General features: G+C 65.3%; 11 protein-coding genes. 5 read left to right on the top strand and 6 right to left on the bottom strand.

The window, feature by feature from the left end:
- Positions 1-46 precede the first annotated feature (46 nt).
- The 6 genes from ACQR3T_RS05280 to ACQR3T_RS05255 form a co-directional block, all read right to left on the bottom strand.
- Positions 47-835 carry a DivIVA domain-containing protein gene (locus tag ACQR3T_RS05280; RefSeq protein WP_032377026.1) on the bottom strand — a complete coding sequence of 263 codons (789 nt, stop codon included), beginning with the start codon at positions 833-835 and terminating at the stop codon, positions 47-49.
- Positions 836-970: 135 nt separating this feature from the next.
- Positions 971-1,459, bottom strand: coding sequence for a pantetheine-phosphate adenylyltransferase (coaD, locus tag ACQR3T_RS05275; RefSeq protein ID WP_032377025.1), 489 nt, complete (start codon positions 1,457-1,459; stop codon positions 971-973).
- 36 nt (positions 1,460-1,495) lie between these two features.
- Positions 1,496-2,050 carry a 16S rRNA (guanine(966)-N(2))-methyltransferase RsmD gene (gene rsmD, locus ACQR3T_RS05270; protein ID WP_037174026.1) on the bottom strand — a complete coding sequence of 185 codons (555 nt, stop codon included), beginning with the start codon at positions 2,048-2,050 and terminating at the stop codon, positions 1,496-1,498.
- A complete protein-coding gene (locus tag ACQR3T_RS05265) occupies positions 2,047-5,463 on the bottom strand; it encodes a pyruvate carboxylase (RefSeq protein WP_428692704.1) in 3,417 nt (1,138 codons plus the stop codon). The genes rsmD and ACQR3T_RS05265 overlap by 4 nt, the downstream gene beginning before the upstream one ends.
- Positions 5,464-5,608: 145 nt before the next feature.
- Positions 5,609-7,873: an ATP-dependent DNA helicase RecG gene (recG, locus tag ACQR3T_RS05260; RefSeq protein ID WP_165712726.1), complete on the bottom strand. Its 2,265-nt coding sequence runs from the start codon at positions 7,871-7,873 to the stop codon at positions 5,609-5,611.
- Between the two features lie 12 nt (positions 7,874-7,885).
- Positions 7,886-9,565: a DAK2 domain-containing protein gene (locus tag ACQR3T_RS05255; protein ID WP_428692703.1), complete on the bottom strand. Its 1,680-nt coding sequence runs from the start codon at positions 9,563-9,565 to the stop codon at positions 7,886-7,888.
- A 275-nt stretch (positions 9,566-9,840) separates the two neighbouring features.
- Between ACQR3T_RS05255 and rpmB the strand changes: the two genes are divergently transcribed.
- The 5 genes from rpmB (at position 9,841) to ACQR3T_RS05230 (ending at position 13,600) form a co-directional block, all read left to right on the top strand.
- Entirely contained in the window at positions 9,841-10,032 is a 192-nt protein-coding gene (gene rpmB, locus ACQR3T_RS05250; protein ID WP_008717389.1) for a 50S ribosomal protein L28, read from the top strand.
- 194 nt (positions 10,033-10,226) lie between these two features.
- A complete protein-coding gene (locus ACQR3T_RS05245; RefSeq protein WP_428692702.1) occupies positions 10,227-10,799 on the top strand; it encodes a M15 family metallopeptidase in 573 nt (190 codons plus the stop codon).
- Positions 10,796-11,440, top strand: coding sequence for a hypothetical protein (locus ACQR3T_RS05240; protein ID WP_032377020.1), 645 nt, complete (start codon positions 10,796-10,798; stop codon positions 11,438-11,440). Before ACQR3T_RS05245 ends, ACQR3T_RS05240 begins: the two co-directional genes overlap by 4 nt.
- 52 nt (positions 11,441-11,492) lie before the next feature.
- Positions 11,493-12,206 carry a response regulator transcription factor gene (locus tag ACQR3T_RS05235; protein WP_428692701.1) on the top strand — a complete coding sequence of 238 codons (714 nt, stop codon included), beginning with the start codon at positions 11,493-11,495 and terminating at the stop codon, positions 12,204-12,206.
- The gene (locus ACQR3T_RS05230) at positions 12,206-13,600 is read left to right on the top strand and encodes an ATP-binding protein (RefSeq protein ID WP_428692700.1); all 1,395 of its coding nucleotides are present in this window, start codon (positions 12,206-12,208) and stop codon (positions 13,598-13,600) included. Before ACQR3T_RS05235 ends, ACQR3T_RS05230 begins: the two co-directional genes overlap by 1 nt.
- Positions 13,601-13,648: the final 48 nt, after the last annotated feature.

Genomic DNA, 13,648 nt, shown 5'->3' with positions numbered 1-13,648 from the left:
CCCCACAACGATACGCATGCGTGCATACGAGGGCAAATCACCGCCCTCAGTGTCGGCTGCGACGGCCTTCCTGGCTGCCGTACGCGGGTTCGCCGTACGGCTCGCTGCCGTATTCCGGGACACCGGAACCGGTTCGAAGTTGCTGACGTCCACGGCCGACGGAGCGAATGGTGCCGCTGAGGAACTCCTCGAACTCCGCGAGTTTGGTGTCGACGTACACGTCGCATTCACTGCGCATCCGATCGGATTCGGCATGGGCACTGTCGATCACGCGCGCCGACTCGGCGTGCGCGGCCTGCACCACCTCGGTCTGGGACACCAACCGGTTCTGTTCGGCGGTGCCGTCGGCCACCGATCGCTCGTAGGACAACGTGCCGGACTCGATCATTCGGTCGGCCTCGGTACGGGCCCGAACGGTCAACTCCTCGTACTCGCGCTGGCCCTCGAGCACCGTCCGCTCTGCTTCGGCCTCGGCATCGGCCACGAGCTGCTCGGCATGCGCCGACGCCTCGGACACCATGCGGTCCGCCTGCGCCTTGGCATCGGCGAGAATGCGATCGGCAGAATCCCGAGCGTTCTCGACGGTGTCCTGCGCTTCGGCGTTGGCGGTTCCGACCGTCTTCTCCGCTGTGGCCCGAGCATCGCCCACGAGCTTGTCGCGATGGTCCAGAACGTCCTGCGCGTCGTCGAGCTCGCCGGGGATGGCGTCACGAACATCGTCGAGCAGTTCCAGGACATCGCCGCGCGGGACGACGCATCCAGCGGTCATCGGAACGCCGCGCGCCTCCTCGACAATGGCGACGAGCTCGTCGAGCGCCTCGAATACGCGGTACACCGGTTACCCCAATCGTCGAATCTGCCACTGCACGTGCCGACCGCCGAGCGGTCGAGCTACACAGTGCTGCACTTGTCAGTCTGCCTGCCTACACGCGCGTCGGCGCTATACCCTCCCGGTGTGTCGCTCCGCGAACTAGTCGGCGGCGCGCTCGGCGATACGAGCGGTCAGTCGCTCCTGCACGAACGGCGGCAGCATCCCGGTGACGTCTCCCCCGAAGGTCGCGACTTCCTTGATCAGCGAACTGGACAGAAAGCTGTGCGCTGGATTCGCCGGGAGGAACAGCGTGTCCACCCCGGTGAGGGTTCGATTCATCTGCGCCATCTGCAACTCGTAGTCGAAATCGACCGAGCTGCGCAGACCCTTGACGATCGCCGAAAAGCCTTCTTGCCGAGCATAATCGACCAACAGGCCGTACCAGGAACCTACTCTGACGTTGGGTAGATGCTCCGTGGCCACCTCGAGCATCTCGATTCGCTCGTCGATGCTGAACATGCCCTTCTTGCTCTTGTTCACCATCACCGTGACCACCACCTCGTCGAACGCGGCGGCGGCTCGCTCGAAGATGTCGAGATGACCATTGGTCACCGGGTCGAAGGATCCAGGACACAGTGCGCCAGTCATGCCCGCGAACTTATCAGCCGATCCCGGGATCGGTCGTCACGATCGTGCCGCGATCTCGATTCGACTCTCCCCGTACTTCTTCGACTTCTCCGCTACCAGACCGTCCGGCCACTCCGTCTCCGGCGACCGCGACGATCGCTCGAGTACGACGACCGCATCGGGTGCAAGCCATCCCCCGGTGACGAGCCTGTTGAGCAGATCCGTCACCGCACTGTCGGTGACGGCATACGGCGGGTCGGCGAGCACCAGGTCGTATTCCGCATCCGGTACCCCCGCCAGTACCGAGGCCACTGGGGCGCACTTGACCGACGCGCCGGCCAGCCCGACGGACTCTATGTTCTGGCGCACCACCGCCGCCGCTCGTGAGTCGGACTCGACCAGTACCGCCGACGATGCGCCGCGCGAGAGCGCTTCGAGCCCGAGCGCACCCGACCCAGCGAACAGATCGAGAACCGCGGCACCGTCGAAGTCCATCCGGCTCTCGAGCGAGCTGAACAGAGCCTCCCGCACCCGCTCGGATGTCGGGCGGGTGCCCTGGCCAGGAACCGAGAGCCGCCGGCCCCCTGCGACCCCCGCCACGATCCGCGTCATTCGCTCCCGGCCTCTTCGCCCGTCGACCCCCCACCGACGACGACGAGCAGATCGCCGCCCTCGACCTGCTGAACACCCGAGATCGCCAGCCGGGTCACCGTGCCGCCGCGAGGCGCGGTGATCGCCGCCTCCATCTTCATCGCTTCGATGGTGGCGACAGTGTCACCGGCCGAAATCTTCTGTCCCTCTTCGACGGACAGGGTTACGACACCGGCGAACGGTGCCGGGATGTGACCGGAGTTCGATCGGTCCGCTTTCTCGACCGTCGGCACCTCGCTCGAGATGGATCGATCGCGCACCGACACCGGTCGCAGCTGACCGTTGAGAATGCACATGACGGTGCGCATGCCACGCTCGTCGGGGTCGGAGATCGCTTCGAGCCCGATGAGCAGCTCGACTCCCTTCTCCAGCGTGACGCGATGCTCTTCACCTTGACGCAGCCCGTAGAAGAACTGGTTGGCCGACAGCCGAGTCGTATCGCCGTACTTCTCGCGGTGTGCCTCGAGTTCCGCCGTCGGGCCGGGGAAGAGCAGGCGATTGAGAGTCGTACGGCGTTGCGCCGACGTGCCGTCGAGATTCTTCTCGTCCTCGTCGGTCAGCGGCGTGACCGGCTTGCCCGCACCTCGGCCTTCGAGAGCCTTGGTGCGCAGCGGCTCGGGCCAGCCACCTGCAGGAGTTCCCAGATCGCCACGGAGGAATCCGATCACCGAATCGGGGATGTCGTATCGACTCGGGTCTTCGGCGAACTCTTCGGCCGATGCTCCCGCACCGACCAGAGCCAGGGCCAGATCACCGACGACCTTCGAACTCGGCGTCACCTTGGTCAGGCGACCCAACATACGGTCTGCTGCGGCATAATTGGCCTCGACCGTCTCGAATCGATCACCGAGTCCGAGCGAGATGGCCTGCTGCCGCAAGTTGGAGAGTTGACCGCCGGGAATCTCGTGCGTGTAGACACGGCCGGTCGGTGCCGGCAGTCCGGACTCGAAGGGCGCGTAGACCTTTCGCACGGCCTCCCAGTAGGGCTCGAGATCGCAGACGGCCTGCAGATCCAACCCGGTGTCCCGGTCGGTGTGGGCCGCTGCCGCAACGATGGCCGAGAGCGCCGGCTGGCTGGTGGTTCCGGCCATCGCCGCGCTGGCACCGTCGACGGCGTCGGCACCGGCCTCCCACGCTGCCAAGTACGTGGCCAACTGACCACCGGGTGTGTCGTGCGTGTGCACATGTACGGGCAGATCGAAATTCGACCGTAGCGCCGTCACCAACGTCTTGGCCGCCGGTGCGCGCAGCAGCCCGGCCATGTCCTTGATCGCGAGTACATGCGCTCCTGCATCGACGATCTGCTCGGCCAACTTCAGGTAGTAGTCGAGGGTGTACAGGTCTTCGTTCGGGTTGGACAGGTCCCCGGTGTAGCTCAGCGCCACTTCGGCCAGCGCAGTTCCGGTTTCGCGCACCGCATCGATTGCAGGGCGCATCTGATCGACATTGTTGAGCGCGTCGAAGATGCGGAAGATGTCGATTCCGGTGTCGGTGGCCTCGGCGACGAAACTGCGGGTCACCTTCTCCGGGTACGGGGTGTAGCCGACGGTGTTCCTACCGCGCAGCAGCATCTGAATTGCGATGTTGGGGATGGCTTCTCGCAGACTTGCAAGTCGTTCCCACGGATCCTCGTGCAGGAAGCGCAGCGCCACATCGTACGTAGCACCGCCCCACGCCTCGATGGAGAGCAACTGCGGCGTCGTACGTGCCACGTACGGGGCCACACCCAGCAATCCACTCGTGCGCACACGCGTGGCCAACAAGGACTGGTGCGCGTCACGGAAGGTGGTGTCGGTGATGCCGAGTGCCTTCTGGTTGCGCAGATCTCGGGCAAAGCCTTCGGGCCCGAGGGCGAGCAATCGCTGACGCGAACCGTCGGGAATCGGCGCGGAGAAATCGACCGCAGGAAGTTTGTCGTGTGGGTACACCGGGGACGGACGCTCACCGTGCGGCTTGTTGACCGTCACATCGGCAAGGTAGGTGAGAATCTTGGTGCCACGGTCACCCGAGGAGCGCGACGTCAGTAGTTCCGGTCGCTCCTCGATGAACGAGGTGGTGACCCGGCCCGCGGTGAAGTCGGGGTCGACCAGAACCGCTTGCAGGAACGGGATGTTCGTCGCGACGCCGCGAATCCTGAACTCCGCCAACGCACGTCGGGCCCGCGCCACGGCCGTGTCGAAATCACGGCCACGGCAGGTGAGCTTGACGAGCATGGAATCGAAGTACGCGCCGACCTCTGCGCCCAGCGTCGTACCACCGTCGAGCCGAACCCCGGCACCGCCGGGAGTGCGGTAGGCGGTGATGCGGCCGACGTCGGGCCGAAAGCCGTTCGCTGGATCCTCGGTGGTGATGCGGCACTGCAACGCGGCACCGCGCAACACGATGTTCTCCTGCTGCAGACCGAGGTCCGCAAGCGTCTCCCCCGAGGCGATCCGCAACTGGGACTGCACCAGGTCCACATCCGTCACCTCTTCGGTGACGGTGTGCTCCACCTGAATTCGCGGATTCATCTCGATGAAGACGTGATTGCCGCGGGTATCGAGGAGGAACTCCACGGTACCGGCACACGAGTAGTCGATCTGCTTGGCGAACGCAACGGCGTCTGCGCAGATTCTCTCCCGCAGCTCCGAGGGCAGGTTCGGTGCCGGTGCCAATTCGATGACCTTCTGGTGCCGACGCTGCACGCTGCAGTCCCGCTCGAACAGGTGCACCACATTGCCCTGGCCGTCGGCGAGAATCTGGACTTCGATGTGCCGGGGATCGATCACGGCCTGCTCGAGGAACACCGTCGCGTCTCCGAAAGCCGACTCCGCCTCGCGCGCAGCAGCTTCGATGGACTCACGCAACTGCGCCGGTTCGGCAACTCGTCGCATCCCTCGGCCACCGCCGCCCGCCACTGCCTTGACGAACAGGGGAAAGGTCATGGTCTCCGACGCTGCGACGAGCTCGTCGATGTCGGACGAGGGTTCCGACGACGCCAGAACCGGAAGCCCTGCCGCTTTCGCTGCCGCGATAGCGCGTGCCTTGTTGCCGGTCAGCTCCAGTACATCGGCGGACGGGCCGACGAAGGTGATGCCGGCCTCGGCACACGCAGCGGCCAGATCCGGGTTCTCGGAGAGGAATCCGTACCCGGGATACACCGCGTCGGCCCCGCTCCTCTTGGCCGCGGCGACGATTTCGTCGACCGAGAGGTACGCCCGTACCGGATGGCCCTTCTCCCCGATCTGATATGCCTCGTCGGCTTTAGTCCGGTGCACCGAGTTTCGGTCCTCGAACGGGAACACCGCAACGGTGGAGGCACCGAGTTCGTAGGAAGCACGGAAGGCACGGATGGCGATCTCGCCGCGGTTGGCAACCAAAACTTTGGAGAACATTGGCTCAACTTACCCGGCAGCATGGGCCTCCGAGGCGTACTGATCTCACCATTCGGGACGAATTGTTCGATTCTCTCGACTGAAACGGTGCAGTGAAGGCCTACTGGCTCCCCTGGTCGTTCCTGCAGGCTTCACTCCTGTCCGGTCAGGACTTCTGTAGGTAGTCGACCCGGTCCGATCGCCAGGCCGACCGCATCATCGACGCGATGCCGGGATCGTTCGCCAACGACGGGTCCCGTGCGAACAACGTCCTCGCGCAGTCCTGTGCGTCGGCGATGATGTCCTCGTCGTCGATGAACGACAGCAGCCGAAGGCCACTGACCGTGCCGGACTGTGCGGCCCCGAGTACGTCGCCTTCTCGCCGGGTGGCGAGGTCCAGTTTTGCCAGCTCGAAGCCGTCGTTGGTCGCGGCCACCGCCTCGAGCCGGGCGAACGAACCGCCCATGGGACTGAGGTAGCTGATCATGATGCACAGACCCTGGTGTCCGCCTCGACCGATTCGACCACGCAACTGGTGGAGTTGACTGACCCCGAATCGGTCGGCGTCCATGATCACCATGACCGTCGCATTGGGAACGTCGACGCCCACTTCGACCACCGTCGTACACACGAGGACGTCGATCTCGCCCGTATTGAACTCGGACATGGTGATGTCCTTGTCGTCACCCGACAGTCGCCCGTGCAACAACCCCACCCGGAGATCGTGCATCGGACCGGCAACGAGGGTGTCGTACATGTCCACCGCGGCCGTGGTCTCCGGTCCGTCGTCGGACTTCGAGGCGGTCTTCTTCTTGCCCGTCTCGGCGTCGTCGCCGTCGCCGATCCGCGAGCAGACCACGTAGGCCTGGCGTCCGGCAGCAACTTCCTCACGGATGCGTTGCCACGCTCGATCCACCCACGTCGGCTTGGCTCTGGCAGGCACGACGTTGCTGATGATCGGTGACCGGCCGCGCGGAAGTTCTGTCAGTACCGACGTCTCGAGATCACCGAGCGTCGACATCGCGATGGTGCGCGGGATCGGTGTCGCCGTCATCACGAGCAAGTGGGGACTGGTGTTGCCGCGGGCCTTGGCCCGCAACGCATCTCGCTGCTCGACACCGAATCGGTGTTGTTCGTCCACGACGACCATCGCGAGATCGAGAAACTCCACGCGATCCTCGATCAGGGCGTGGGTACCGATCACGATCCCGGCGTCGCCGGTCACGGCATCGAGCAGTGCGGACCGCTTGGCCGCAGTGGACATCGAACCGGTCAGCAGAGCGACCTTGGTCGCGAGTTCGTGCGATCCGAGCTCACCACCGGCGGCAAGACTGCCGAGCATCGACCTGATCGATCGCGCATGCTGGGAGGCGAGCACCTCGGTGGGTGCCAGCAGCGCACACTGATGACCGGCATCGATCACCTGCAACATCGCCCGGAGCGCGACTATTGTCTTGCCCGAGCCGACCTCGCCCTGCAACAGCCTCGACATCGGATGTGGCGCAGACAGATCGTTGGCGATCTCGGCCGCGACGTCGTGCTGACCGGCCGTCAATTCGAACGGCAGCCGCCGATCGAACTCGACGGCGATGCCGTCGGTGATCGGCGGGCATCGCGCGGCCACCCGAGTCGATGCATCGCGGCGACGGTCCGCGAGGACGAGCTGTACGGCCAGAGCCTCGTCGAATTTGAGCCGCTCACGGGCGGAGTCCTTGTCCTGCGCGGTGTCGGGGAAGTGGACCGACCGCAGCGCGGTGTCGATGTCGACGAGTCCACGTTCTCGGCGCACCGATTCCGGCAGCGGATCGGTCACGTCGTCGAGTTGGTCGAGGACCTGCCGCACGCACCGCATGAACGTCCAACTCTCGACGTCCTTGGTGGCCGCGTAGATGGGAACGAACGCCCGATCGAAGACCGACATGTCGACGGATCCCGAGGCATCGACCGCACCGCGGGCCAGACCGGCCAGCGTTCCTCCGCCGACGATGCGACCCGCGGGCACGACGGCTCCGTCGTTGTCGTCTCCGCCCAGGATCACGTAGCTGGGGTGGGTGAGATTCCATCGCTTGCCGAAGTACTTCACCTTGCCGGAGAACATTCCCCGCCGACCTGGCACGACTACGTGCTTGAGCTTGTGCGGACTGAAGAAGGTGGCCTCGATCCGCTGTCCGTCGGCGGCGAGGGTCACTGCGAGGAACTGGCCGTTGCGATTCTTCATCGAACGCAGCGTCGCGGACTCGACCGTGGCGACGATGGTGATGTGCTCGCCCTCGGGGGGCTCGGTTTCACCGAGTTCGGAACCGTGCGTCATGTAGCGATGCGGATAGTGCCGCAGCAGATCCTCGACGGTATGAATACCGAAGGTGTCTGCGAGCGGGGTCGCCGCCGCGACTCCGAGAACGTGATCGAGCCGGTCCACCAGCGTTGCCATAACCGAGATTCCCTATTCCACTCCGAATTGCACGAGGTCTCCAGGCTGCCCACCTGCGTAGACCACCACGTCGACCCCGGGATGCGCGCCCGTCACGTACTCGGCCAGACGATCACCGAAGTCCGCCGAAGCCTGAGCCCCGACGAGCACCGTCACCATCTCTCCGCCGGTGGCCAGAAGCTGATCGATCAGACGGCACCCGGCGTCGAGCGGGCGCGCGGCAACGATCACCACCTCTTGCCCCGCCAGGCCGATGCTGTCGCCCGGCTCGCACATACCCACCCACGTGAGCGACCGCTCCTGCGCGATGCGCAGTGAACCCCACCTGGTTCCCGCCGCCGCCTCGGACATCGTGAACGCATCGTCGACCGCAGCCCTGGCGGCGTCGTGCACCGCGAGCGCGGCCAATCCCTGCACCATCGCCGAGCACGGCAGCATCATCACGTCCTTGCCGTCGGCTCGGGCCGCGGCACCGACGGCAACCAGTTCTTGCGCCGACAGCGCCCCGTTCGGTAACACCAACACCTCGCGATGCTTGGCTGCGACAATTGCTCGGTGCAGTACCGAGGAGTCGATCGGCTCGTCACACCGCACCACCGTTGCGCCTTCCTGAACGTAGAGATCAGCGGCACCGTCACCGGCCACCAGCGCCAAAATATCGCGTCCCACCGACAACGCCGGTCCACGGCGTGCGTCGCCGCCGCCCCCAGCCTCGAACTCGGCCAAGCCGAAGCACGAGATGCGCACCCCGCGAACGCTTCCGGTGCCGATTCCGCACTCGACAGCAGTACCGGGATCTGCGGTGTGAACGTGAGCGGACCAGGCCCCGGATCCGTCACCGGCAACCACCACCGAGTCGCCGAGATCGGACAGAGCAGCGCGGAGGGCAGTTGCCTGCGCGTCGTCGATCCCGTGGACGACGTAGACCACCTCGTACCCCAGGGGCCGACCGTGGGTGGACACCGTCACCGTCTCGGGTGTTCCGGTACAGCCGTCGGTCGCGCTCGATCCGTCGCCGACGAGTGTCCGCTCACGATTCTGTGGGCGGTGATAACGCCTGCGCGGCGGGATTCGGCCGGTCACCACTTCGACCAGCGCATCGAAAACGACCGAGAGCCCGAGGGCTCCGGCGTCCACGACCCCGGCCTCGCGGAGTTCGACGAGTTGGTCGGTCGTGCTGTCGAGGGCGCGAGCAGTGGCCTCGGCGATGTCGATCACCAGCGTGGAGAGGTCGACATTGGCGTCGTGCGCCGCAGCATCGCGGTCGGCGGCGGCGAGCACGGTGAGCATCGTGCCCTCGACGGGAACGCTCACTGCATCCGAGACCAGGACCTGCGCGCGTCGCAGCATCGCCTGGATCGACACGGTGTCCAGTGGGCCGTCCGCTGCAGCCTCGGCGACCGCGCGCAGCAACTGGGAGACGATCACACCCGAGTTACCGCGGGCACCCGCTACCGCGCCGACGGCCAGTGCACGCCCGATGGCCCGGGTGTCCGCGGCGGGTCCGGCCCCTCGCATCGACTCCACCGCGGCCCGGAAGGTGAACATCAGGTTGGTGCCGGTGTCCGAGTCGGGGATCGGGAACACGTTGAGCGCATTGATCTCGTCGCACCGGGCGGTGAGGGAATCCACGCACCGGTAGGCCCACCGTCGCAGGGCCGCGGCATCGATCGAATCGAGAACGTCGACCACGTCGAGCAGCCTCCCCCGCGTTGCACCGATACCCTTGTCCGAACTCCGGTCGCGGACAGTGCCCGAAGCTTAGTCGGGCATGATCGGTGGTGCGCCGCCGTGAGCCCTCACGCAGCGTCTGCCGTGGCGGTTTGGTGATTGCGTGCTGCGCCGCTATTCTTGCAGGGTTGCCTCGAGGCGATCTTCACGCATTGCAATCCTTGCATCTGCTCGTAGTTCGTTTCGATGTCTTCGACCACATGTATCGATCAACATCTATCAAGGAGTTCGCGACTATGGCTGCCGTCTGCGACGTATGCGCCAAGGGGCCCGGCTTCGGTAAGTCGGTCTCGCACTCGCACCGACGGACCAACCGTCGTTGGAACCCGAATATCCAGACCGTTCACGCTCAGGTTGCGCCTGGTAACTCCAAGCGCATGAACGTGTGCACCTCCTGCTTGAAGGCAGGCAAGGTGGTCCGGGGCTGATTTCGGCCTCGCTCTTCGATTTCCTCCACGGCCTCGACTGCGTGCGAGCACTGTGCCCCGCCCCCGGATACTCGGAGGCGGGGCACAGTCGTTCGTGCTCCCGTTCCGTTCTGTTACACAGCCGATCGGAACCGTGACGAAGATGGCGAATCACGGGCACCGGCCGGTGACACCGGCCGAGCAGTCTCGAACGCATGGCGACCACACGCACACTCTTCGTCTCGGCGCTCGCAATGCTGACGCTCACGGCATGCTCGAATACAGAGCCCGACACGCCGACGGCCGCGCACTACCTGGCCACTCAGCCCGACTCGGGGCCGGCCGGCGGTGAGATAGACGACCGGATAGGCCTCGACAACACCGATCTTCCCGCACTGGCCCGTCTCGACCCCGTTCTGCTGAAAGCGCTGCACTCCGCCGCTGCCGATGCGACATCGTCCGGGGTGGATGTGTACGTCACCTCCGGATGGCGTTCCGCGGCGTACCAGCAACGCTTGTTCGACGAGGCAGTACGCCGCTACGGCAGCACCGACGAAGCCAGACGATGGGTGCACACTCCGAACGACTCCAAGCATGTCACCGGACGGGCGGTGGATGTCGGACCGACGGATGCCGCCGACTGGATGATCCGACACGGCAACGACTACGGCCTGTGTCAGACCTATGCCAACGAAATGTGGCACTTCGAGATGGCGACCACTCCCGGCGACACATGCCCGGCCGCACTCGACGACCCGTCCGACGAACGAGCGGAGGGCCGACGATGACACGGGTCGAACCGAGGCGTCTGGTCGCCGCGCTGGCATTGCTGAACCTGGGAGTTCTCGTCTACTACCTGGGCGTGTTGACGACCGCTGGACAAACGGTGGATCAGGAACTGATGGTGAGCGCCGAAACACTGTCCGGAGACCTCGTGGACGTCTGCGCCGAATTCGTCGACCTCGTCGCACCGGTCTCGGCCGCAGGAGCGGTTCTCGTCGCATTTCTGATCATGTTCAGCGGCAACAGGATTGCCCTGACGCTGCGAGTGGGAATCATGACACTCGGACCGATTGCGACGGCCTGGATTCTCAAGTACTCGCTCGATCGACCGAACCTGGACGGCCTCGTCCAGCACAATTCCTTTCCCAGCGGCACCCTCACCTGCGTCACGGCTGTCGTCTGTGCGGTGTACTTCGCAACCGCTTGCCCCTGGCGGATCGTCGTCGCGATCAACGGAACACTGCTCGTCCTCGGAACTGCCGTGTCGGTCGTCGTCCTGAAATGGCACCGCCCCAGTGACGCGCTCGGCGCGCTGCTGCTCGTCGGATGCTATGCCCTGGCGGTCTCCGCATTTCCGATCAGGATCTCCGACCCCCGACATTCGACGCTGGCCGACCCCGACAACGAACGTCTCGCGCAGGTGTGAGCCCTGTACCCTTGGCCGATCGCGATTGCCCCTACTACACAAGGTCTTCGACATGGTGAACATTCTCTTCGTGGAGGACGATCCAGCTGTGGCCGAAGCAATGACGTTGGGGCTGAATCGACTCGGTCACTGCGTCGACCATCGCCCCGACGGCAGCGGTGATCTCGACAACGCGCTCGCCGCCGCCGAGATCGTCCTGCTCGACCTCGGTCTCCCCGGAGCCGACGGTTACGAGATCTGTCGACGGATTCGAGCGCAGAGTTCGATCCCGATCATCATCCTCACGGCCCGCTCCGATGACATCGACACCGTCGCGGGTCTGGAAGCCGGTGCGGACGACTACGTCGTCAAACCCGCAAGCCCACGAGTCCTGGATGCTCGCATCAAGGCTGTGGTCAGACGATCGACCGAGACGACACCCGCCGCGGCGACGGCAACGGCAACGGCAACGGCAATCGTCGAGCAGTACGGCGATGTGACCGTCGACCGTTCGTCGCTACAGGTGAGGAAGGGCGGAACTCTGCTGGCGCTGACACCGACCGAGCTTCGGCTCCTGCTCGCCCTGACCGAGAACGTGGGTCACGTGCTCAGCCGAGGCCAATTGTTGTCTGCAGCATGGGATCAGGACTACCTCGGTGACTCACGGATCGTCGATGCCGCGATCCAGAGACTACGGGGAAAAATCGAGGACGACCCTGCCGCACCGGTCGCCATCGAAACGGTGCGCGGGTTCGGATATCGATTCGATCCCGGCCCGGCTCGTTGATGCCGTCTCGGCTGCGAGTCGACGGCCTGCGTACTCGACTGGTCCTCGTGTTCATCACCATCGTCGTGATCATCGCCGGTGCCACTGCCGGTGTGGTGTCGTTCATGGCGCGATCGTGGATCTACTCCAACGCGCAGGACGTGGCGACGGCGCAGTTCCGCGACGAGCTACGGAACGTCGACGGGGCCCAGGTGACCCGAACGACGGCATCCGAACTGAGACAACTCTTTCCGTCCGACGCGACGTTGCTCGTCGGCGACGACGAAGTGCAACGGGGATCCGTCGACCCGGCCACGCTCTCCCCCGACTTTCTGTCCGGGGTGGACGGTCGCGGAATCATCCGTTTCGTCCGACTCGACTCCGAACGGATCATGCTGGCCATGTCGGTCCGTGTCTTCGAGTCGAACGACCCGGACGGCGACGAAACGCTTGTCACGGCCGTCGCCATTCGGCCGCTCGAGGGCGTGCAGGACAAGTTCGACGATCTTCTGCGCGCCGTGGCCCTCACCCTGGCGGGCGGAGTACTGGTCAGTGGTCTGCTCGGATTGTGGATCGCCTCGACCCTGGTGCGTCCGCTGCGACGCCTCGATCGGGCCGCTGCCCGCGCCGCCGAGGGTGATCTGAGTGTTCGACTCTCCGAGGAGGGCGTGACCGAACTCGCCGAGCTGACGACGACCTTCAACACCATGATCGCCAGAAACGAGACGGTCATTCGCGGGTTGGAGGAGTCGGAAGAGCAGGCGCGCAGGTTCGTCGCCGACGTCTCCCACGAGCTGAGAACTCCACTGGCCGCACTCGTTCCGGTCGGCGAGATACTCCGAGAGGAAATCCCCCAACTCTCGCCCGATGCGGGAGCAGCCGCCCGAATAGTCAGCGGTGAGATCGGCAAGCTCACTCGGCTCGTCGAGGATCTCATCGAGATGTCTCGTCACGACGCACAACAGGCACGCCTCGTTCTCGACGACGTCGACCTCGTCGAGCTCGTCCGACACTCGCTGGCCCGCCGCGGATGGGCAGAGAGCGTCGAACTGCGTGGGCCGGACACTATCGACGCCACCGTGGATCCACGACGCATCGACGTGGTGGTCGCCAACCTCGTGGGAAATGCCCTGCGTCACGGCGAGCCCCCGGTACGCGTGGAGATGCACGCTCGTCCCGAGTGGGTGGACGTGACAGTGGTCGACCACGGGCCCGGAATATCACCGGAGGACAGCCACGCGATCTTCCGACGGTTCTACAAGGTGGACACCGCTCGTCGACGCAGCGAGGGCAGCGGTCTCGGACTGTCCCTCGCCGCCGAGAACGTGCGCCTGCACGGCGGCACCATCACCGTCGGCCGGGTGGATTCGAGCACGGTGTTCAGCGTCCAGCTGCCCCGTCTTCGACCCCGGTAGCGGTCCCGGCAGTGGGATCGCGCATCCGTGCCCGAGTACGCCGGCCCC

Source organism: Rhodococcus sp. IEGM1428, assembly GCF_050321865.1.
Lineage (GTDB): Bacteria > Actinomycetota > Actinomycetes > Mycobacteriales > Mycobacteriaceae > Rhodococcoides.
This window is presented reverse-complemented; position numbering and strand designations above follow the sequence as displayed.